The following is a 20,072-nucleotide window of genomic DNA, read 5'->3' on the forward strand; positions in this document are numbered from 1 at the left end:
CACCCCATGTTCGACGGACTCCTGCTGCTGGGCCAGGGCATCGGCCATTTCATGACCCCCGGGTCGCTGTTCAACGTCGCCTGGGCGACCTTGCTCGGCGTCACCATCGGCATTCTGCCCGGGCTGACCGCCACCATGGGCGTCGCCCTGCTGGTCACGCTGACCTATAAAATGATGCCCGATCAGGCGATCCTGACGCTGATGTGCGTCTATCTCGGCGCCATCTATGGCGGCAGCCGCACCGCCATCCTGCTCAATATTCCCGGCACCCCCGCCAATGCGGCGGCGACCTTGGACGGCCATCCGCTGGCGCTGCAGGGCAAGGCCGGCCTCGCCATGGGGCTGGCCACCACCTCCTCGACTTTGGGCACCATGGTGGGGATTTTCTTTCTCGCCATCATCGCCCCGGTCCTGTCGGAAGCGGCGCTCAAATTCGGCTCCTATGAATTTTTCTGGCTGGCGCTGTTCGGCGTGGTGATCTCGGGCCAGATGACCGGCAGCGATACCCCGCTCAAGGGCTATATCGCCGGCATTCTGGGCCTGCTGGTCGCCATGGTCGGCATGGAAACCCTGCATGCCCATCAGCGCTTCACCTTCGGCATTCAGGCGCTGGGTGGCGGCATCGACCTGATCCCGGCCATGGTCGGCGCCTTCGGGCTGGCCGAAATCCTCTCCTCGATGAAGCGCAGCGCCGTCGCCAACATCGTCTCGGTCAATGACCGGGTGGTGCCGACCTTCAAGGAGATTTTCCAATATTGGAAAACCATCCTGCGCTCCGGCGTTATCGGCACGCTGGTCGGCATCATCCCCGGCGTCGGCGAAGACGTCGGCTCATGGACCTCCTATGCGGCGGCCAAGAAATTCTCCAAAAACCCCGAAATGTTCGGCAAGGGCAGCCAGGAAGGGCTGATCGCTGCCGAGACCGGTGACAATGCGGTGGTGTCCGCCGCCATGATCCCGACGCTGACTTTGGCGCTGCCCGGTTCGGCGGCGGCGGCGGTGCTGATCGCGGCCATGTATATTCACGGCATCCGCCCCGGCCCGATGCTGATGGTGGAAAACCCGGTCTTCCTCTACCAGGTGGTGGCGATGCTGCTGCTGGCGACCATCGCCAACCTGATCTTCGGCCTGTCGCTGACCAAGCTGTTCATCAAGGTGCTGATGGTGCCGCGCGAACGGCTGATGGCGGTGATCTATGTGCTCTGCGTGGTCGGCTCCTTCGCCATCACCCAGCGCATGTTCGACGTCTATGTCATGCTGTTCTTCGGCGTTGTCGGCTTCCTGCTGCGGGAAATGAAATTCCCCATGGCGCCGCTGGTGCTGGGCATTGTGCTGGGCGACCTGCTCGACCTCAATCTGCGGCGCGGGCTGCAACTGACCAATGGCGATCCGAGCCCGTTCTTTACCCGTCCGATCAGTGCTGTTATCTGCCTGATCATCACCTTCACCATCCTCATGTCCATTCCGGCGGTATCCAAGCGTGTCAGAGCCCTCATCCCCCGTGGCCGCGCCAAAGCCTCGCCTCAAGGCTGAGGCGCCAAGGCGCGCGCGCAACTCGGAAAAGACCAAGGCGGACATTCTGGTGGCCGGCCGCGCCGAATTTGCCGAGCGCGGTTTCGAGGGCGCGCGGGTCGATGCCATAGCCGCGCTGGCGGGGGCTAATAAGCGGCTGCTCTACCACTACTTTGGCAACAAGGAAGTGCTGTACCGGGCGGTGCTGCTCGACGCCTATCAGGAGATTCGCCGCGGCGAACGGGCGCTCAGCCTCGACCAGTTCGGCCCGGTCGACGCCATGGACCGGCTGGTGCGCTTCACCTTCCGCCACTTCCTCGCCAATCCGTGGTTTCCGCGCCTGCTCAACGCCGAAAATATCGAGAATGCGCGGTTTCTGAAGACCCTGCCCGATATTCCAGACCTGCATTCGCCGCTGGTCGGGCAGATTACCACCATTGTCGAGCGCGGCGCCGATGCCGGCATTTTTCGCCGCGATGTCGATGCGGTGCAGCTCTATATCTCCATCGCCGCGCTGGGCTTCTTCTATGTCTCCAACATGGCGACTTTGTCGGTGATCTTTGCCCGCGACCTCAGCGGCATCGACATGGTGCAGGAACGCGAAGCCCAAGCGGTGCAGATGGTGGTGGACTATCTGCGGACCAAGCCGGCCTAGTCCAGCGCTGGCAGCACCTTGCTGGCAGCGCTGCGCAATTGGGCGATGAGCTCGGCGATGCGCGGCTCGACCGCGCGTTCCTGCAGCACATAGATGCCAATCAGGCTTTGCCGGGTCGGTTCACTGACGCTGATGCGGCGCAGGCCGCGGCGGATGAATTCGTCCTGCATCACCTCGGTATGGCCGATCACCGCATCGGTGCGCGCCACATAGTCGAGACACGCCGCCAGCGAATTGGAGGCAAAGACATAATTGCCCTGATCGAACGATGCGCTGCCCGAGGGGCTGCGGCCCCAGGTCTCGAAAAAGCGCTGGTGGCGGATTTCGGGCATCGAGCTGTTGACCGCCGGATAGGCCTCGATCTCGGCGATGCTGCGCGGCCGGCTGAGCAGGGCATGGCCTTCACGCACGAAATAACCCTGGCCGACGCGGGTCAGCGGCACCAGCTCGGCGCCGGTGCTGCGATTGAGACCGTCGATCTCATGGGCGACGAAGAGCGAGATGTCGCCGCTGAGCAACTGGTCCATGCAGCGCAGCTGGTTGCCGAGGCTGACATGGATGCGGGCATTGGGATGGCTGCGCGAATAATCCAGCACCATGTCGCGGATGAACAACGACCACCAGGAATAGCCCGAGCCGATGCGCAGGCCCTGCTCGGTGCGGCCATGCTGGTGGGCGATGGCGCTGAGCGTATTGTCATAGAGCCGCCGCATCAGTCGGCCGTTCTGATACAGCGTTTCGCCATATTCGGTCAGCGCTACCCCGCGCGGGGTGCGGATCAGCAGCTTCACGCCGAGATTTTCCTCCAGCTTGCGCATGTTGAAGGTCAGGGTCGGCTGGGTGACGAACAGCGCCGTAGCGGCGGCGGTGATGCTGCCGGCTTCGGCCACCGCCAGGAATTGGTTGAGCAGCTTGTCCATGCCGGCGCTTCCTCTCGTGCCATAGATACAATCTATAATGGAGAGGATATTTCGTATTTTTCTTTTGGTCGAGACTGCGCCACTCTGTTGCTCAACAAGACCCGATCTGCCGCTGAAAGGCAGTAAAAAAGGGAGGGCCTGACAGCATTGAACAGGCTGAAAGCGCCGAAATCCGGGCTTGGAGCGCGGTGCTTGCATGGGGCGTAACCCGGCATTCACCGACTGCCCGCATCTTCCATACAAGTGATTGCCTTGCGCCGAATCTGTGTGCTATGTCGTAACCAGTCGGTTATTTGCGCAAACGATATAGGAAGTAGCCGACGAAAAACGTGACTTCGGGCTGTTGACATCGATATCCAGCAGTGCGGAGTATGTAACTGGTTGGTGATTTAGCGGCGGGGAGGCTGCGGTCACACACGTTCCGGAATGGAACGACCTAAGTTCTTGGGAGGAAACCTAATGACTATTCGTATCGACCGCCGTCAGTTTCTGATGGGCAGTTCAGCGCTCGTCGCTGCGGGCGCCGCCGGCGTCATGCCAGCCTGGGCCCAAGGCGCAAATCTGCGTCTGACCTTCTGGGGCGGCCAGGCTCGTGCCGACCGCACCTATGGCGTGACCGATCTCTATACCGGCGCCAATGGCGGTGCCATCGAGGGCGAATTTCTCGCCTGGAACGACTACTGGCCCAAGCTGGCCACCCAGACCGCCGGCGGCAACGCCCCCGATCTGATCCAGATGGATTATCGCTACATCGTTGAATACGCCAAGCGCAACGCCATCGCCCCGCTCGATGAATTCGTCGGCGGCGTGCTCAAGCTCGACGATTTCGACGCCGACCAGCTCGAAGGCGGCAAGGTCGACGGCAAGCTGTATGGCATTTCGCTGGGCGCCAACTCCGTGGCCACGCTGATCAATACCGCTGCTTTCGAGGAAGCCGGTATTGAAGCGCCGACCAATGCCTGGACCTATGCCGACATCCTGGAAAAGGGTGCGGCCTTTGCTGCTGCCAATGTCCGTGGCGGCATGAAGATGATGAACGACTCGTCGGGCACCGAACCGATGCTCGACAACTGGCTGCGCCAGCAGGGCCTGGCGCTCTATACCGCCGAGGGCAAATTGGGCTTCGGGGCCGACGAAATGGTCAAGTGGTTCGCCATGTGGAATGAGTTCCGCGCGGCTGGTGTCATCATCGCGCCGGACGAGCAGGCCATCGATACCGGTGCCGTGGAAACCACGCCGCTGGTGCGCGCCAAATCGGCGATGATGCCGTCCAACTCCAACCAGTTGGTGGGCTACCAGGCGATCATTCCCGATCGCCTCGATATGGTGGGCTACCCCCGCCTCGCAGCCGGCGTCGGCGGCGGCCACTACCGCAAGCCCTCAATGTTCTTCTCGGTGGCTGGCTCGTCGGCCAATAAGGAAGCTGCCGCTGCATTCCTCAACTTCTTCATCAACGATGCGGAAGCCGGCAAGATTCTCGGCGTTGAGCGCGGCATTCCCTGCTCGGCCGCGGTGCGTGACGCCGTGGCCCCGACGCTGGACGAAGCCAACCAGATTGCGTTGAACTTCGTGGCCAATCTGGGCGATCTGCTTGGCGCACTGCCCCCGCCGCCGCCGGCCGCTGCTGGTGAAATCGACATCTCGCTGCTGCGTACGCTCAGCCAGGAAGTCGCTTTCGGCGCCCGCACCGCCGAGGATGCCGGTGCCTACTTCGTCACCGAAGCCACTGCCATTCTCGAACGGGCTAGCTAAGATATGACCGCGCGCTCCCTTCAATCGGGCGCTCCCGAAAGGGAGCGCGCGGCCTCGCCCTCGCTCTGGGCCCGGATCTGGCAGAATGATGCCCCGGGCTATCTGTTTCTGCTGCCCTGGCTGATCGGTTTCATCGGGCTCACGGTCGGGCCAATGGCGACCTCGCTCTATTTGAGCTTCACCCATTTCGACCTGCTCACCGCCCCGCGCTGGACCGGCGTCGACAATTACATGCGCATGTTCACCAACGACCCCAAATTCTGGGCGTCGATGCGGGTGACCACCTTCTTCGTCATTTTCTCGGTGCCGCTCAAGCTCGCCTTCGCGCTGGCGGTGGCCATGCTGCTCAATCGCGGCATTCGCGGATTGCCGCTGTATCGCGCGCTGTTCTATCTACCGAGCCTGCTCGGCGCCTCGGTCGCCATTGCCATCCTGTGGCGGCAGATTTTTGCCGGCGACGGCCTGGTCAATAAATTCCTCGCCATGTTCGGCATTGATGGCCCGAGCTGGATTTCCAATCCGCAATATTCGCTGTGGACGCTGATCGTGCTGTCGATCTGGCAGTTCGGCTCGCCGATGATCATCTTCCTCGCCGGTCTGCGACAGATTCCGCAGGACATGTATGAGGCGGCCAGTCTCGATGGCGCCAGCAAGTTCCGCCAGTTCCTCAAGATCACCCTGCCGCTGCTGACCCCGGTGGTGTTCTTCAACGCCATCATCCAGACCATCGAGGCCTTCAAGAGCTTCACTCCGGCCTTCATCATCTCCGGCGGCACCGGCAACCCGATCAACTCGACCCTGTTCTATACGCTGTACCTCTACCAGGAGGCCTTCGGCTTCTTCCGCATGGGCTATGCCTCGGCGCTGGCTTGGGTGCTGCTGGCGCTGGTCGGGGCGTTCACCGCCTTCTCGTTCCTGACCAGCAAATACTGGGTGCACTACGATGACTGACGCCCCCAACAAACTGACCGTTGTCGGGCTGCGGACCCTCACCCCGACCCAGCGCAAACTGCTCTCGGTGTTGACCCATGTCGGCCTGCTCGGCGCCTCGGTGCTGATGCTGTATCCGCTGCTCTGGCTGCTGGCCGCCTCGTTCCGCCCGGAAAACGAGATTTTCACCTCGGCCAGCATCATCCCCTCGGCCTGGAGCCTCGACGCCTATGTGCGGGGCTGGAACGGCTTGCGCACCAGCTTTGGCGTGTTCTTCACCAACAGCTTCATCATTGCGGGGCTGAGCGTGGTCGGCAATGTCATCGCCTGTTCGATGGCGGCCTTTGCCTTTGCCCGGCTGCAGTTTCGCGGCAAGAATTTCTGGTTCGCGCTGATGCTGATGACGCTGATGCTGCCCTATCAGGTGACGCTGATCCCGCAATATGTGCTGTTCCGCCAGCTCGGCTGGGTCAATACCTTCCTGCCCCTCGTCGTGCCCAAGTTTCTCGCCGCCGATGGCTTCTTCATCTTCCTGATGGTGCAATTCTTCCGTGGACTGCCCAAGGAGCTGGACGAGGCGGCGCAGATGGATGGTTGCTCACCCTGGCGCATCTATTGGAAGATCATCATTCCGCTCTCCATGCCGGTGCTGGCCACCGCCGCCATCTTCACCTTCATCTGGACCTGGGACGATTTCTTCGGGCCGCTGATCTATCTCAGCGAAATGAAGACCTACACCGTCATGCTCGGCCTGCGCACCTTCACTGACAGTACCGGCATGAGCGACTATGGCGGACTATTCGCCATGAGCGTGCTCAGTCTGGTGCCGATCTTCCTGTTCTTCCTGTTCTTCCAGCGCCTGCTGATCGAAGGCATCGCGACCACCGGAATGAAGCGGTGATGCAAGACGGCTATGGTTGGCGCTCCCTCCCCCCTGAGGGGAGGGCCGGGGAGGGGGTCGGCTTTGTGACCACCGATGGACCCCCACCCCCGACCCCTCCCCGCAAGGGGGAGGGGAGGCAGAACACAGATATTACCGACGGGACTATTCTCGCATGACCATCAAATTCGCCGCCATCGGCATCAATCACAACCATATCTACGGGCAGGTGGATTGCCTGGTGCAGGCCGGGGCCGAGTTCGTGGCCTTCCACGCCGTGGAAGACGATCTGGCCGCGCTGTTCGGCGCCAAATATCCGCAGGCCAAGCGCGTTGCCGATCCGCGCGCCATCCTGGAAGATAAGGCGATCGCGGTGGTGGTGACCGCCGCCATTCCGGCTGACCGTGCCGCCATCGCCATTGCCGCCATGCAGCATGGCAAGGATGTGCTGACCGACAAGCCGGGCATGACCAGCTTCGCCCAGCTCGACGAGATCAAGCGCGTGCAGGCCGAAACCGGCCAGATTTTCTCGATCATGTATTCCGAGCATTTCGAAGTGCGGGCCACGGTGGAAGCCGGCAATCTGATCGCCGCCGGCGCCATTGGCGAAGTGGTCAATACGGTGGGCCTCGGGCCGCATTCGCTGCGCCTCAACAATCGCCCGGGCTGGTTCTTCGACCGCACGCGCTATGGCGGCATCCTCACCGATATCGCCAGCCACCAGTTCGAGCAGTTCCTGTTCTTCTCCAACGCCATGGATGGCGAAGTGGTGTCGTCCAGCGTGTTCAACCGCCACCATCCCGAGCGTCCCGGCTTGCAGGATGTGGGCGACGTGCATGTCCGCACCGCGCGCACCACCGGCTATATCCGCGTCGACTGGATGACCCCCGAGGGGCTGCCGACCTGGGGCGATGGTCGCCTGACCATTCTGGGCACCGAGGGCTATATCGAGCTGCGCAAATATGTCGATATCGCCGGCCGCCCCGGCGACAACCATCTGTTCCTGGTCGACAAGAAGGGTGTGCAGCATATCGATTGCAGCGCCGTCGACCTGCCTTTCGGCCGCCACTTCCTGGCTGACGTGCGCGACCGCACCGAGACCGCCATGCCGCGCGAACGCTGCTTTAACGCCATGAAGCTGGCGCTGACCGCGCAGGCCCAGGCCGAAGTGGGAACGGAGTGGGCCCAATGAGTCGCGTCTTCAACGTTGCTATTATCGGCGTCGGCATCGGCCGCAGCCATGTGGTCGAGGGCTATCTGCCCAATGCCGACAAGTTCCAGGTCAAGGTGCTGTGCGACCTCAATGCAGAGCGCCTGAACGCGGTCGCCGATGAGTTCGGCATTGCCGGCCGCAGCACCAGTTTTGACGACGTGCTGGCGATGGACGATATCGACATCATCGATATCTGCACCCCGCCGGGGCTGCATTTCTCCATGGTCATGGCGGCATTGCGCGCCGGCAAGCATGTAATCTGCGAAAAGCCGCTGGTCGGCTCGCTGGCGCAGGTCGATCAGGTCATCGCCGAGGAGAAACTCTCCAAGGGGATGCTGATGCCGGTGTTCCAATATCGCTTCGGCAATGGCATCGAACAGGCCAAGGCCATCATCGATGCCGGCATTGCCGGCAAGCCCTTCATGGGCACGGTGGAAACGCTGTGGCGCCGCGACGCGCCCTATTATGCCGTGCCGTGGCGCGGCAAATGGGCGACCGAGCTGGGCGGCGTGCTGATGGGCCATGCCATCCACCCGCATGACCTCTTCACCTATCTGATGGGCGATATCGAACGCGTCTTCGGGCGGGTCGCCACGCGCGTCAATCCGATCGAGGTGGAAGACACCATTTCGGCCTCGCTGGTGATGAAAAGCGGCGCCCTGGCCAGCTTCACCGCCACTTTGGGCGCGGCCGACGACACCACCCGCATTCGCCTGGCGTTTGAAAACGTCACCTTCGAGAGCGACCACGCGGCGTACAATCCCGGCGAGAAGCTGTGGAGCATCCAGCCGCGCAATCCGGAAACGGCTGCTTCCATCGACGCGCTGCTCAAGGATTGGCAGCATGTGCCATCGCGGTTCCAGACCCAGATGGCCCGGTTCCATGACGCGCTGACGGGGGCTGGCAAGCTGCCGGTCACCAGCACCGATTCACGGCGTTCGCTTGAACTGGTGACGGCGTTCTATCATTCATCGGCTACCGGCGAGGATGTTGTCCTGCCGATCGGCCCGGGGCATGTGCTCTACGAAAGCTGGGTCCCGGCGCAGTTCCGGACCGCATAGGAGATTGACCATGGCGACCAGCATTCAGCTTCGGCAGATCGTCAAAGCCTATGGCGACACGCAAGTGATCCACGGCATCGATCTCGATATCGACCCGGGCGAGTTCACCGTATTTGTCGGCCCGTCCGGCTGCGGCAAGTCCACCTTGCTGCGGATGATTGCCGGCCTCGAGCCGATCACCGGCGGCGATCTGCTGATTGACGACCAGCGCATGAACGACGTGCCGGCGGCCAAGCGCGGCATCGCCATGGTGTTCCAGTCCTATGCGCTGTACCCGCATATGAGCGTCTATCAGAACCTGGCCTTTGGCCTCGAAACCGCGCGCATGCCGAAAGCCGAAATCGCCGAGCGGGTGGCCAAAGCGGCGGAAATCCTCAAGATCGAGCCGCTGCTCAAGCGCAAGCCCAAGGCCCTGTCGGGCGGGCAGCGCCAGCGCGTCGCCATCGGCCGCGCCATCGTGCGCGAGCCAAAAATCTTCCTGTTCGACGAGCCCTTGAGTAACCTCGACGCCGAGCTGCGGGTGCAGATGCGGGTCGAGATCGCCAAGCTGCATAATGACCTCGGCAACACCATGATCTATGTGACCCATGATCAGGTGGAAGCCATGACCATGGCCGACAAGATCGTGGTGCTGCGCAGTGGCGTTATCGAGCAGGCCGGCGCGCCATTGGAACTCTACAACAACCCGAAGAACCTGTTCGTCGCCGGCTTCATCGGCAGCCCGAAGATGAACTTCCTCAGCGCCAAGGCGGATGGGGCAACGCTCACCGTGGCCGGCAACAGCCTGACGCTGGAGCGGGCGGTGGCGGGCGCGACGACCCTGGGCATTCGCCCCGAGCATATCACAATTGCCGAAGGCAGCGGGGTCAAACTGGCCGAGGTGCGGGTCGATCTGGTGGAAAATCTCGGCGGCCAGACGGTGGTCTATGCCACCACCGCCGACAACCAGCCGGTCAATATCGTGCTCGAAGGCCAGCGGCCGGTGGAACTGGGTTCCACCGTCAGCGTGCATTTCGACCCGGCAAGACTGCATCTGTTCAATGCCGAGGGACTATCGATTTAAGCGGCACCCCCACCCTTGATCCCTCCCCACAAGGGGGAGGGAGACGATGAACACTGCCATCGCAACCTGCGCCTCCCTCCCCTCTGATGGGGAGGGAATGAGGGTGGGGTGGGGCCAGACACTCGATGGCAGTCCGGGTTGGACAATCCCACGGGGTCGGTGAGGCTCACCCACCCTCAAAAAACCAAAAATCCACAAGCCTGTCGAAAGCCACCCTGCTGACGCGTCATGTCAGCGGGGTGGCTTTAGTGTGCGGGTTGGCGGCTGCGCCGTGACCGACTAAAACTGCGTCCCTGCCGCCCCAGACCAGAGGATCATCGCGTGACTTCATCGCTCTACGGTTCGATCATCATTCGCGGCGCCCGCGAGAATAATCTCAAATCGGTTTCCCTCGATATTCCCAAGCGGCAGATCACCGTGTTCACCGGGGTGTCGGGCTCGGGCAAGTCGTCGCTGGTGTTCGGCACCATCGCGGCGGAAAGCCAGCGGCTGATCAACGAGACTTATCCGGCCTTCGTGCAGCAATTCATGCCGCATTACGGCCAGCCCGACGCCGACCAGCTGGAAAATATCTCGGCGGCGATCATTGTCGATCAGCAGCGGCTGGGCGGCAATTCGCGCTCGACGGTGGCGACGGTGACCGATGCGGCGCAGATGCTGCGCGTGCTGTTCAGCCGGCTGGCCATACCGCGCCTGGGTTCGCCGGGGCTCTATTCCTACAATGACCCGCGCGGCATGTGCCCCGATTGCGAAGGCATCGGCCAGGTGGCGGCGATGGATATGAGCGCCGTGGTCGATGAGACCAAATCGCTCAAGCAAGGCGCGCTGCTGCCCAAGGGCTTTGAAGTCGATGGCTGGTGGTCGGCGATTTATTTCGGCGCCGACCTGTTCGATGTCGACAAGCCGATCAAGGACTTCAGCGCCGAAGAGCGCGAGATGCTGTTTCATCTCGATGACGGCCGCAAGATCAAGGTGGGCAAGATCAACCTCACCTATGAGGGCGTCGTCGCCAAGCTGAAGAAGGGGCTGGGCAGCAAGGACCCCGAAACGCTGCAGCCCCATGTTCGCGCCGAATATGACCGCATCTTCACCCGCGCCGTCTGCCCGGTCTGCCAGGGTGCGCGGCTCAACCAGCAGGCGCTGGCCAGCACGGTGGAGGGGCATAATATCGCCCAGCTCTCGGCCATGCAGGTCAGCGAGCTGGCCAAACTGATCCGCGGCATCACCGCGCCGCAGGTCGGGCCAATGCTCGAGGCGCTGGCACTGCGGCTGGAAAACCTCGTCACCATCGGGCTGGGCTATCTCAGCCTCGACCGCGAAAGCTCCACCCTGTCGGGCGGCGAAAGCCAACGCGTCAAAATGGTGCGCCATCTCGGCAGCTCGCTGACCGACATCACCTATGTGTTCGACGAGCCCTCGGTGGGGCTGCATCCGCACGATGTGGGGCGGCTGGCCGGGTTGATGGAACAGCTGCGGGACAAGGGCAATACGGTGCTGATCGTCGAGCACAAGCCCGACATGATCGCCATTGCCGACCATGTGGTCGATATGGGGCCCTATGCCGGCTCCAAGGGTGGCGAGGTCGTGTATGAGGGCAATTATGCCGGCCTGCTCAAATCCGGCACGCTGACTGGCAACCACATGCAGAAGCATCAGCCGATCAAGGACAAGGTGCGAAAGCCCACCGGCGAACTGAAGATCGCCCACGCGAAGCTGAACAATCTGCAGGACGTGTCGGTGTCGATTCCCAAAGGGGTGCTCACCGCCGTAACGGGCGTCGCCGGCTCCGGCAAATCCAGCCTGATCCAGGGCTGCCTGCCCAGTGCCTATCCCGACACCATCATCATCGACCAGAATCTGGCGCGTGGCTCGCGGCGCTCCAATACCGCCACCTATACTGGCATTCTCGATGCGGTCCGCAAGGCCTTCGCCAAGGAAAATGGGGTCGATGCGGCGCTGTTCTCGGCCAATTCCAAGGGCGCCTGTCCCGATTGTAACGGGCTGGGGGTGATCTATACCGATCTGGCCCATCTCGATCCGATGGTGACGGTGTGCGAGACCTGCGAGGGCAAGCGGTTTTTGCCCGAGGTGCTGGAACACCATCTGCGCGGCAAGTCGATTGCCGAAGTTTATGAGATGAGCGTCGACGACGCGGTGGGGTTTTTCACCGAGCCGGCCATCGCCAAGATCCTCAAGGGGCTAGACGATGTCGGGCTGGGCTATCTGACGCTGGGCCAGCCACTATCGACGCTATCGGGCGGCGAACGCCAGCGCCTCAAGCTGGCGGCCGAGCTGGGCAAAAAGGGCAATATCTATGTGCTCGATGAGCCGACAACCGGCCTGCATATGAATGATGTCGATACGCTGATCGGGCTGTTCGACCGGCTGGTCGATGCCGGTTCCTCAGTGATCGTCATCGAGCATAATCTCGACGTGATCTCGCGGGCCGATTGGGTGATCGATCTGGGACCCGGCGCCGGCCAGGATGGCGGCCGCGTGCAGTTCGAAGGCGTGCCGGGCGATCTGGTCAAGGCCAAGGGCTCGTTGACCGGGCAGCATCTGGCCAAGCGGGTGTAGGGGCGGGCTGGGTATCGTCCCACCCACAATGTCACCCCGGCCTTGAGCCGGGGCCCATCCTGAGATTGTGCCGGTGAATCCATTTCAGGATGGATCCCGGCTCAAGGCCGGGATGACACCGCATTTTGAGGTGAGGTGAAGCTCAATCCTTCAGCTCATCCTCGACATCGGTCTGTGGGCGGTCGCCGCCATTGGCTTGCTCTTCGTGCCATTTGCCGCTGCTGTCCTGGAATTGGATGGCCTCGTCTCTGCCGCTGGTTTGCATGCGGCGGGCGGCGGCGCCGGCTGCGGCGTGCGCAGCCGCGTGGGTGGGGAAGGTTTCGGAGAACACATCGCCCACTCGGTAGGCAAAGCCGCCGTCATGTTCGACGACATCATAGGTCACGTGGGTCATGGATCAGCACTCCTGTGCCGGTTAAAACCCCGCAGCGGCCCAGAGGTTGCTCCCGTCGCAGCGCAGTCCTACATGTGGTGGCAATTATCGGGGGCCAAGCGTGCCAGATCAGACCCAGGGCGCGCGCGTCGCGCTCAAGCTCGATATTGTCGTTATCGGCGCCGGCCAGGCCGGGCTGAGTTCGGCCTATCATCTCAAACAGCTCGGCTTGGCCCCCGGCCGCGATTTCCTCGTGCTCGACCGGGCGCCGCAGCCGGGCGGGGCCTGGCAATATCGCTGGCCGTCGCTGACGCTCTCCACCGTCAATCGGGTGCATGACCTGCCCGGCATGAGCTTTGAGGCCATGGCCGGCGGCGATGCCAGCGTGCGCGCCGCTGTGGCGGTGCCGCAATATTTCGCCGCTTATGAGGCCCATTTCGGGCTCAATGTGTTGCGTCCGGCCAGCGTCAGCGTGGTGTGCGACCGGGGCGAGCGGCTGCGGGTCGAGAGTGATCGCGGGCTGTTTTCGGCCCGTGGCATCATCAACGCCACCGGCACCTGGGAAAAGCCCTATGTCCCCGACTATCCCGGCGCCGACAGCTTCGCCGGCCGCCAGCTGCATACCCGCGATTTTCATCGAGCGGAGGATTTTGCCGGCCAGCATGTGCTGGTGGTGGGCGGCGGGATTTCGGCCATCCAACTGCTCGACCAGATTTCGCAGGTGACCCGCACCAGCTGGGTCACCCGTACGCCACCAAAATTCCGCGAAGGCCCCTTCGATCAGGAGGCCGGGCGTGCCGCCGTGGCGCTGGTGGAAGAACGCGTGCGGGCCGGGCTGCCGCCCAGTTCGGTGGTGTCGGTCACCGGCCTGCCGATGACCCCTTCCATCGCCGCCATGGCCCAGCGCGGCGCGCTGGCGCGGCAAGGCATGTTCAGCGAGATCACCCCGACCGGCGTGCGCTGGGCCGATGGCCGCAGCTTGGATGTCGATGTGATTCTGTGGTGCACCGGCTTTCGCAGCGCGCTCGACCATTTGGCGCCGCTGCAATTGCGCGAAGAGTCGGGCGGCATCACCATGACCGGGCGGCTGGCAACGCAGGTGGCGCGCGATCCCCGCATTCATCTGGTCGGCTATGGCCCCTCGGCCTCAACCATCGGCGCCAATCGCGCCGGTGCGGTGGCGGCGCGGGAGCTGACCACGCTGCTGGGCCTCGTGGCGCCGGCGTGACATAGTTTGACAACCGCGCCGGCACTCCCTGCTGGCGGTTTGTGACCCTAGCCACGGTGCCGACGATGAAGACCTATAAGCTCCCTCATACCGATTTGACGGTGTCGAGTGTCATCCTGGGGATGATGCGCATTCCCAAGATGAGCAATGCCGAAATCGCGACGCTGGTCGGCACCGCCCGCGATGCCGGCGTCAATGTGTTCGACCACGCCGATATCTACGGCGGCGAGCGTCACAAATGCGAGGCGCGTTTCGGCGAAGCGGTGACGCTGTCGCCGGCCGAGCGCGAACAGCTGGTGATCCAGTCCAAGGTCGGCATCCGCAAAGGCTATTTCGATTTCTCGGCCGAGCACATCCTGACCTCGGTCGACGAATCACTGGCGGCGTTGCGCACCGACTATCTCGATCTGCTGCTGCTGCACCGCCCCGATACGCTGGTCGAGCCCGACGAGGTGGCCCAGGCCTTCGATACGCTCAAGGCTTCGGGCAAGGTCCGTCATTTCGGCGTCTCCAACCACACCCCGGGGCAGATTGAATTGCTCAAAAGCGCGCTAAACCAGCCGCTGGTGGTCAATCAGGTGCAGCTCTCCATCACCCATGCGCCGCTGTTTGCGCAGGGCATCGCCGCCAACATGGCCGGGCTCGAGCAGTCGGTCAGCCGCGACAATGGCCTGCTCGACTATTCGCGCCTCAACAAGATGACGCTGCAGGCCTGGTCGCCGTTCCAGAAGCAGTTTTTTGACGGGGTGTTTCTCGGCGATCGCGAGAATTTCGCGGCGCTCAACGACGCCATCGATGAGTTGGCGGCGCAATATGGCGTGACCCCGACCGGCATTGCCGTGGCCTGGATCACCCGCCATCCGGCCAATATCCAGGTTGTGCTCGGCACCACCAATCCCGGCCGCGTCACCGACGCCGCTGCCGGCTCGGCCGTGCCGCTGACGCGTCAGGAATGGTATCGCCTGTTCACCGCCGCCGGGCACACGCTGCCCTAGGCCGGAAAAAACGAAAGGCCAGACTTGCGTCTGGCCTTTTGATCGTTTCTTCCCGAGGGAAGATTGGAGCGGGCGATGGGATTCGAACCCACGACCCTAACCTTGGCAAGGCAGGAATTGTGCTGTCGTTGCAGTCGCTCAGAACGCGCCGGAATTCATGTTAGTGCCCGTCGGTTCAAGCCGCGCAACGTATTCTGGGCCGGCTGAACTTGTATTCCGTGTAACCACGGCGGAGCACCTCGAAATTTCGTGAACTGGCGTGACAGCAACCGCGACGCAACCTTGACGGTGCGCTAGCGTCGATAACCACACTGCAACCGGCTAGCGTTAGCGCTCTCCGCGGATCAACCGCCTCTGCGTCCTGGCTGTCGCCTTATAGACGGTCACAACGCGATCGGCAGCCAAGACTACTCGCGTGTTCCTCAGTCGTTGGAGCTGTCGGATTTCTTCGGCGCGACTAGCGATGGCGGCCGCTACGTCCTTTTCACTAAGGAAAACGCTTCCGTCACGGAGCAATGTTCCTTGTGCTAGTACGGCGCTGAGGTCTGCCGGCCGCAGCGAACGCTGTTGCGATCGCACTGCTGCGTGAGATGTAATGTGTACGCTCATAGCGATATGCCCCGGATGGCATCCCATGCCTCGGCGAGTGCGGCAGGCATCTTGTCATCAAGCCACTTTGCTCGATCTTTCTCCCGGTCGTCGCTCCAAAGGTCTTTGGGGATTTCATCGAGCCGCGCATGTCCGAACCTAAGTGCGAGTTGCCCCCACTTCGATCCGATGGCTATTTTCGCCAGATCCTCATCGCAGACGCTGTAGGATGGGTACTTTCCATCCTCTTCACCGCCGACTTCGTCGACGGATATGACGGATGAATCGTAGTCGGCCGCGAGCGCCGCCAGATAGTGGGCAAATGGGCTACCAGTGCGAGGGTCATAGCCGAAGTGATAAGCGTCGTCGTCGAGGTGACCTCCGAATAGATCTGCCTCTTGGATAGATGAGCGCTCGCCGTTAGCAGCGTCAGAAACTCTGTATGCAGCGTGGGCAAACGCCAGGTGGCTCGTTTTGGCAAGATCAGCTAATCGATCTGCAGCCGCTTCGACCTCCTCAAGCTTCTTTCTCCGCCATGCCAGGCTTCCCTCTGCCAGCAAAACGAACATAAGTGGGGCAAGGTTAATTACCTCGGACGCGCTGACGCCGTACCGCCGCGATAGCAAGTCTATGGCTAGCCGGCTGGAGTGCGAGATGACGTTGGAGACGGCTACCTTCCCCGGCTGTGGAACGGGGGGAGGAAGCGGATCACTGCCATCCAAAACCTTCGCACTGATGCGAAGCACATCAGCGAGCTGTTTCACCGTTCTTTCGCGAACGCCCCCATGATGTTCGGCGCCCTCAAGCCGGGTGATCTGCTTCTGTGAGATTTTGGATTTGTCGGCGAGTTCCTGAGTGGACAGCCCGGCGCGTCTACGCGCTTCCCGAAGTATCGAACCTATGACTTTCATATGTCTGCTCCCGTAAGACGCTATCAGTATGTCTGGTTAATTCGCCGCGTAAATAGACATATAGAGACATATGTCCACTCAGTGGATGATTTGATGTCATAGAATGGACATTCGGCGCCCGGCGCCGGATTTGGTGGCTCGCTTTCCTGGGCCGGATTGGACCGCTTGCTTTCGCGCTAATTGCGTAATGTTGCCTTGGCTATTTGCTCTCTTTTCAGCAGCTTGCGCAGACAAGTGCTGGCAGCCTAGTCTGCAGCCTTGCCTGCGGGCATATCGGCTCAATTTGAGACGGCTAAAAACAACATCACCCCGCGACATTGAGTTTGAGAATGAAAGCTGACGAACGGACGATAAGCGATGTCCTAACCAATCAAATCCGTTACGAGATCCCGGCCTATCAACGACCCTATTCTTGGGAGAAGGGTAACGTTGAGCAACTTCTTGACGATGTCTGGGAGGCATATGAAGCAAATGACGAAGAGTATTTCATCGGTTCGCTCATCACCATCGAGCGCGAAAAGGGCCTCCTCTACGAAGTAGTGGATGGTCAGCAGCGGCTCACGACGCTCAACCTGATCTTCTCGCGGCTACGCGATGCCGTTGATGAGCCAGCCAAATCCGAGCTGGGCAGGCGCGTTTTGCCTCGCAATGCCTTGACGGGCGAGGAAGAAATGCCGCGTCTCACGCTGCGGCAGCGGGATCAAAGCTTCTTCCGGAAATACGTTTTGACAGGTGAGGAGGTTCCGGCTTCGGTTCGCAAAGAGATCGCCAAGGACCAAGATGCTCCCAAACAGCGGATCGCCGAGAACCTTGATGCCATTGACGCCTTCATAGCGGCGCGTGACCAGAAGACGCTGAAGCTGTTTGCCAATTACTTGCTCAGTCGAGTCTATGTGGTCTTCGTGACTACCGCGTCGTTGCAGTCGGCTTATAGACTGTTCAACGTTCTAAATGCCCGCGGCATGGCCCTTTCGAACGCGGACCTTATCAAGAACATGCTGTTCGCAAGGTTGGGGGGCGATGCAACCCATAGTAGCGAACTAGACGAGGCGTGGCTTGAGCTCGAGGAGCAGATCGGCATCGAGCGCTTGGACCAATTTCTCGCCCACCACCGCAGTTCAGTAGTCGCTATCAAGGCTCGCAAATCGCTCCATGAGGAGTTCGCGCCGCTTGTCGAAGCATCGGCTACACCATTCGCCTTCCTCGACGGTCTGAACACTTCGGCTCGGAACTATCTTCGCATACTCCGCAACGACTTCGAAACACCCGCGGCACGCCGAGCGGTAAGGTCATTGCGCCGCGTCGCATTCGAGGAATGGATACCGCCACTGCTGGCGTTCTTAAACGAGCCAGTCGAAGGACTGACCGAGGATGCGTTCGTGGACCTTCTCGAACGGATTACTTATCAGAATTGGATCCGCCGCCTTGCTTTCACCGCGCGGCTTACAGCGTATTTCCAACTGATCACAGCTATCCGCGCGCGTAAGACCGCCGATGACATTCGCGCCATCTTTCGCGCAAATTCCAACGACGAGGAGTTCCGCATCTTGCTCGATGGTGAGATTTACGGACGCCCGTTTGCGCAAGCTGTTCTACTGCGTCTCGAAGAGGCCGACCAGGACGAGTCCGTCACTAAGGATTTCGGCGGAAAGATCACCATCGAGCACGTTCTGCCGCAGGCGCTCAAGGACGCCTATTGGCGCGAGCGCTTTACCGACGACGAGCATCGGCTCTGGTTGCATCGTCTTGGCAACCTAGCGCTGCTTTCTGGCATCAAGAACTACAAGGCCAAATTCTACTCGTTCGCCCGCAAGAAGGAGATTTTCGCCAACAAGAACGACAAAGTGTCTTTCGACACGACCAAACCAATCCTCGCGGCCGTTCATTGGACCAAGGATGAGCTAGCCATTCGACAGAAGGACCTTGTGGAGCGAGCTCGGCAAATATGGGCGCTTGGATAATTGTGCGACGGGTTTCGCTGCCACAAGGTCAGCAACTATGCGGTACTCGTCGTTAGGACCGGCGGCCAGCTGCTGGCCGCCGGAATACTTGCTTAGGCGCGGTCGTTAACAGACGCGGTAGGCGCGACACGTTTCACAGAAGCGATGCCGGCTTCGGCAGATTGTTTGGTGGTGTATACCTCGGAATGGCCAAGGGGTTCGCCGTTGGCACCCTTAAGACGCCAGAAGTACCCGCCTGCGTTCGCGCGAAGGATTTCAAACATGGAAATGGCCCTCCTTGGGCCGGAAATGCGACCCGTCCGAAGCGCCGGGTCATTGATCTTTAAGGAGGGGCCAGCTAGGGTAATGCTGTTCAAGGCATGCCTAGCGGGCTTCGGCCCACGTATTCGGAAATCGGCTGGTTTACGAGACCAGTCGGTTTTCGGTCCATGTTACCTTCGGGGTGAGATACGGCCCCTTAGGCGGAAGTTCGTCGGGACTCGCCGGCGGAACTTTCGGAAACCGCGTGCCATCCTTTACTTCAGCAATCCGGCCCTGATTGAGACCGAAGAACGCTGCGATATCGTGATGGCGGTCTCCCCGCTCGATCATGCCCCGAATAAGCGCTACATCGCGCTCGTTGATTGTGAGGCCGCTCGGCCTCGCACGTGATCCCATACTTTTCTCCTGTTTCATCAAACGTCAGACTCTAGGCCTGGCCCGTCCTATATGAGGGAGAGTCGCCGGACAGTCAACAAGAAATCGAACTATAGGATACCGTAGCTTGTTACGGTTTTATTTTATCTTGACGTTGTAGCGCGCTACGGTTAGTTTAAGTGTATGATCAACCACAAAGAAATAGCAGCTCCAGCCGGCCACAGCACACGCCTGCTCGATGTCGCAGAAGTTTTTGCCGGGGTTGGGGTGTCGCGCGAGGAGTCCGTGATCCGTCCTGGCGAAAGGCTGCCGGTTATCGGCGTGCGTGACCTTCAAGATGGCGCTGTAGCCGGGCGAGTAGCGCTGGACACCGTAGGCTTTTCGTCCCCCTCCAAAGCCATGACCTATGCAGTTCAGGCCGACGACGTGCTCGTCACCGGGCGCGGGACACTGCTTAAGTTCGGCCTCGTGGGCGATGAGACAGCGGGGGCTATTGCCAGTGCAAACATCATTGTCGTGCGACCCGGCCCTAATGTGACTGGGGGTGCCCTTTTCGCAATCCTGTCGAGCGACGTGTTCCGCCCGAAGATCGAGGTTTTGCGAAGAGGGGCAACGACGCTGCTGTCACTGTCGCCGAAAGACCTTGCCAAACTCGAAATCAATCTGCCGTCGCTGGACGAACAGGAGCGCATCGCGGCCCTCGTTAAAGACGCGCAAATCGCCTACCGCACCGCCCTTGAGGCTGCCGAAATCCGCCGCTTACTCGCGCGGCGTCTGATTGACGCTCGCCTGTTTGGCGACAACCAGAACCATTGAG

The 20,072-nt window shown here is 61.3% G+C and carries 17 protein-coding genes; 13 read left to right on the forward strand and 4 right to left on the reverse strand.

From position 1 onward, the window contains the following. Nucleotides 1-6 precede the first annotated feature (6 nt). Together ACX3OW_RS03090 and ACX3OW_RS03095 are read left to right on the forward strand one after the other, a co-directional pair. Nucleotides 7-1,533: a tripartite tricarboxylate transporter permease gene (locus ACX3OW_RS03090; RefSeq protein ID WP_459094270.1), complete on the forward strand. Its 1,527-nt coding sequence runs from the start codon at nucleotides 7-9 to the stop codon at nucleotides 1,531-1,533. After that, entirely contained in the window at nucleotides 1,502-2,167 is a 666-nt protein-coding gene (locus ACX3OW_RS03095) for a TetR/AcrR family transcriptional regulator (protein ID WP_459094271.1), read from the forward strand. The genes ACX3OW_RS03090 and ACX3OW_RS03095 overlap by 32 nt, the downstream gene beginning before the upstream one ends. Here the strand turns inward: ACX3OW_RS03095 and ACX3OW_RS03100 are convergent. Further along, a complete protein-coding gene (locus ACX3OW_RS03100) occupies nucleotides 2,164-3,087 on the reverse strand; it encodes a LysR family transcriptional regulator (protein WP_459094272.1) in 924 nt (307 codons plus the stop codon). The two genes, ACX3OW_RS03095 and ACX3OW_RS03100, sit on opposite strands and share 4 nt — an antisense overlap. 459 nt (nucleotides 3,088-3,546) lie before the next feature. Between ACX3OW_RS03100 and ACX3OW_RS03105 the strand changes: the two genes are divergently transcribed. From ACX3OW_RS03105 to ACX3OW_RS03135, 7 genes are all read left to right on the forward strand, one after another. Next, complete coding sequence (locus ACX3OW_RS03105; RefSeq protein WP_459094273.1) at nucleotides 3,547-4,839, forward strand: ABC transporter substrate-binding protein; 1,293 nt, start codon at nucleotides 3,547-3,549, stop codon at nucleotides 4,837-4,839. A 3-nt stretch (nucleotides 4,840-4,842) separates the two neighbouring features. Then, nucleotides 4,843-5,790 carry a carbohydrate ABC transporter permease gene (locus ACX3OW_RS03110; protein ID WP_459094274.1) on the forward strand — a complete coding sequence of 316 codons (948 nt, stop codon included), beginning with the start codon at nucleotides 4,843-4,845 and terminating at the stop codon, nucleotides 5,788-5,790. Next, nucleotides 5,783-6,670: a carbohydrate ABC transporter permease gene (locus ACX3OW_RS03115; protein WP_459094275.1), complete on the forward strand. Its 888-nt coding sequence runs from the start codon at nucleotides 5,783-5,785 to the stop codon at nucleotides 6,668-6,670. Before ACX3OW_RS03110 ends, ACX3OW_RS03115 begins: the two co-directional genes overlap by 8 nt. A 154-nt stretch (nucleotides 6,671-6,824) precedes the next feature. Next, on the forward strand, nucleotides 6,825-7,841 hold the full coding sequence (locus ACX3OW_RS03120) for a Gfo/Idh/MocA family protein (RefSeq protein ID WP_459094276.1): 1,017 nt from the start codon (nucleotides 6,825-6,827) through the stop codon (nucleotides 7,839-7,841). Continuing rightward, nucleotides 7,838-8,923, forward strand: coding sequence for a Gfo/Idh/MocA family protein (locus tag ACX3OW_RS03125; protein WP_459094277.1), 1,086 nt, complete (start codon nucleotides 7,838-7,840; stop codon nucleotides 8,921-8,923). Before ACX3OW_RS03120 ends, ACX3OW_RS03125 begins: the two co-directional genes overlap by 4 nt. A gap of 10 nt (nucleotides 8,924-8,933) precedes the next feature. Beyond that, nucleotides 8,934-9,986, forward strand: a complete 1,053-nt coding sequence (locus ACX3OW_RS03130) for an ABC transporter ATP-binding protein (protein ID WP_459094278.1) — start codon at nucleotides 8,934-8,936, stop codon at nucleotides 9,984-9,986. A 321-nt stretch (nucleotides 9,987-10,307) separates the two neighbouring features. Beyond that, on the forward strand, nucleotides 10,308-12,563 hold the full coding sequence (locus tag ACX3OW_RS03135) for an ATP-binding cassette domain-containing protein (protein WP_459094279.1): 2,256 nt from the start codon (nucleotides 10,308-10,310) through the stop codon (nucleotides 12,561-12,563). A gap of 142 nt (nucleotides 12,564-12,705) precedes the next feature. On the opposite strand, the gene ACX3OW_RS03140 is transcribed toward ACX3OW_RS03135, so the two are convergent. Further along, the gene (locus tag ACX3OW_RS03140) at nucleotides 12,706-12,957 is read right to left on the reverse strand and encodes a hypothetical protein (protein ID WP_459094280.1); all 252 of its coding nucleotides are present in this window, start codon (nucleotides 12,955-12,957) and stop codon (nucleotides 12,706-12,708) included. A gap of 100 nt (nucleotides 12,958-13,057) precedes the next feature. Between ACX3OW_RS03140 and ACX3OW_RS03145 the strand changes: the two genes are divergently transcribed. Together ACX3OW_RS03145 and ACX3OW_RS03150 are read left to right on the forward strand one after the other, a co-directional pair. After that, entirely contained in the window at nucleotides 13,058-14,164 is a 1,107-nt protein-coding gene (locus tag ACX3OW_RS03145) for an NAD(P)-binding domain-containing protein (protein ID WP_459094281.1), read from the forward strand. A gap of 65 nt (nucleotides 14,165-14,229) precedes the next feature. Continuing rightward, nucleotides 14,230-15,159: an aldo/keto reductase gene (locus ACX3OW_RS03150; protein ID WP_459094282.1), complete on the forward strand. Its 930-nt coding sequence runs from the start codon at nucleotides 14,230-14,232 to the stop codon at nucleotides 15,157-15,159. 605 nt (nucleotides 15,160-15,764) lie between these two features. Here ACX3OW_RS03150 and ACX3OW_RS03155 read toward each other — a convergent pair. Further along, nucleotides 15,765-16,658 (reverse strand): helix-turn-helix domain-containing protein, encoded by an 894-nt coding sequence (locus ACX3OW_RS03155; protein ID WP_459094283.1) that lies wholly within the window; start codon nucleotides 16,656-16,658, stop codon nucleotides 15,765-15,767. Nucleotides 16,659-16,987: 329 nt separating this feature from the next. On the opposite strand from ACX3OW_RS03155, the gene ACX3OW_RS03160 reads away from it, so the two are divergent. Further along, on the forward strand, nucleotides 16,988-18,619 hold the full coding sequence (locus ACX3OW_RS03160; RefSeq protein WP_459094284.1) for a DUF262 domain-containing protein: 1,632 nt from the start codon (nucleotides 16,988-16,990) through the stop codon (nucleotides 18,617-18,619). A gap of 92 nt (nucleotides 18,620-18,711) precedes the next feature. Here the strand turns inward: ACX3OW_RS03160 and ACX3OW_RS03165 are convergent, their stop codons facing one another. Then, nucleotides 18,712-18,882 (reverse strand): YegP family protein, encoded by a 171-nt coding sequence (locus tag ACX3OW_RS03165; RefSeq protein ID WP_459094285.1) that lies wholly within the window; start codon nucleotides 18,880-18,882, stop codon nucleotides 18,712-18,714. A 556-nt stretch (nucleotides 18,883-19,438) separates the two neighbouring features. Between ACX3OW_RS03165 and ACX3OW_RS03170 the strand changes: the two genes are divergently transcribed. Continuing rightward, nucleotides 19,439-20,071, forward strand: a complete 633-nt coding sequence (locus tag ACX3OW_RS03170) for a restriction endonuclease subunit S (RefSeq protein WP_459094286.1) — start codon at nucleotides 19,439-19,441, stop codon at nucleotides 20,069-20,071. The last annotated feature ends 1 nt before the right edge of the window (nucleotide 20,072 follow it).

This window comes from Devosia sp. A449, from assembly GCF_054489375.1.

Bases quoted from the DNA above. Each gene is read 5' to 3' on its own strand.
- ACX3OW_RS03115 (WP_459094275.1), top strand. From the start codon at position 5,783: ATGACTGACGCCCCCAACAAACTGACCGTTGTCGGGCTGCGGACCCTC.
- ACX3OW_RS03100 (WP_459094272.1), bottom strand. From the start codon at position 3,087: ATGGACAAGCTGCTCAACCAATTCCTGGCGGTGGCCGAAGCCGGCAGC.
- ACX3OW_RS03125 (WP_459094277.1), top strand. From the start codon at position 7,838: ATGAGTCGCGTCTTCAACGTTGCTATTATCGGCGTCGGCATCGGCCGC.
- ACX3OW_RS03150 (WP_459094282.1), top strand. From the start codon at position 14,230: ATGAAGACCTATAAGCTCCCTCATACCGATTTGACGGTGTCGAGTGTC.
- ACX3OW_RS03130 (WP_459094278.1), top strand. From the start codon at position 8,934: ATGGCGACCAGCATTCAGCTTCGGCAGATCGTCAAAGCCTATGGCGAC.
- ACX3OW_RS03155 (WP_459094283.1), bottom strand. From the start codon at position 16,658: ATGAAAGTCATAGGTTCGATACTTCGGGAAGCGCGTAGACGCGCCGGG.
- ACX3OW_RS03090 (WP_459094270.1), top strand. From the start codon at position 7: ATGTTCGACGGACTCCTGCTGCTGGGCCAGGGCATCGGCCATTTCATG.
- ACX3OW_RS03170 (WP_459094286.1), top strand. From the start codon at position 19,439: ATGATCAACCACAAAGAAATAGCAGCTCCAGCCGGCCACAGCACACGC.
- ACX3OW_RS03120 (WP_459094276.1), top strand. From the start codon at position 6,825: ATGACCATCAAATTCGCCGCCATCGGCATCAATCACAACCATATCTAC.
- ACX3OW_RS03110 (WP_459094274.1), top strand. From the start codon at position 4,843: ATGACCGCGCGCTCCCTTCAATCGGGCGCTCCCGAAAGGGAGCGCGCG.
- ACX3OW_RS03160 (WP_459094284.1), top strand. From the start codon at position 16,988: ATGAAAGCTGACGAACGGACGATAAGCGATGTCCTAACCAATCAAATC.
- ACX3OW_RS03165 (WP_459094285.1), bottom strand. From the start codon at position 18,882: ATGTTTGAAATCCTTCGCGCGAACGCAGGCGGGTACTTCTGGCGTCTT.
- ACX3OW_RS03140 (WP_459094280.1), bottom strand. From the start codon at position 12,957: ATGACCCACGTGACCTATGATGTCGTCGAACATGACGGCGGCTTTGCC.
- ACX3OW_RS03105 (WP_459094273.1), top strand. From the start codon at position 3,547: ATGACTATTCGTATCGACCGCCGTCAGTTTCTGATGGGCAGTTCAGCG.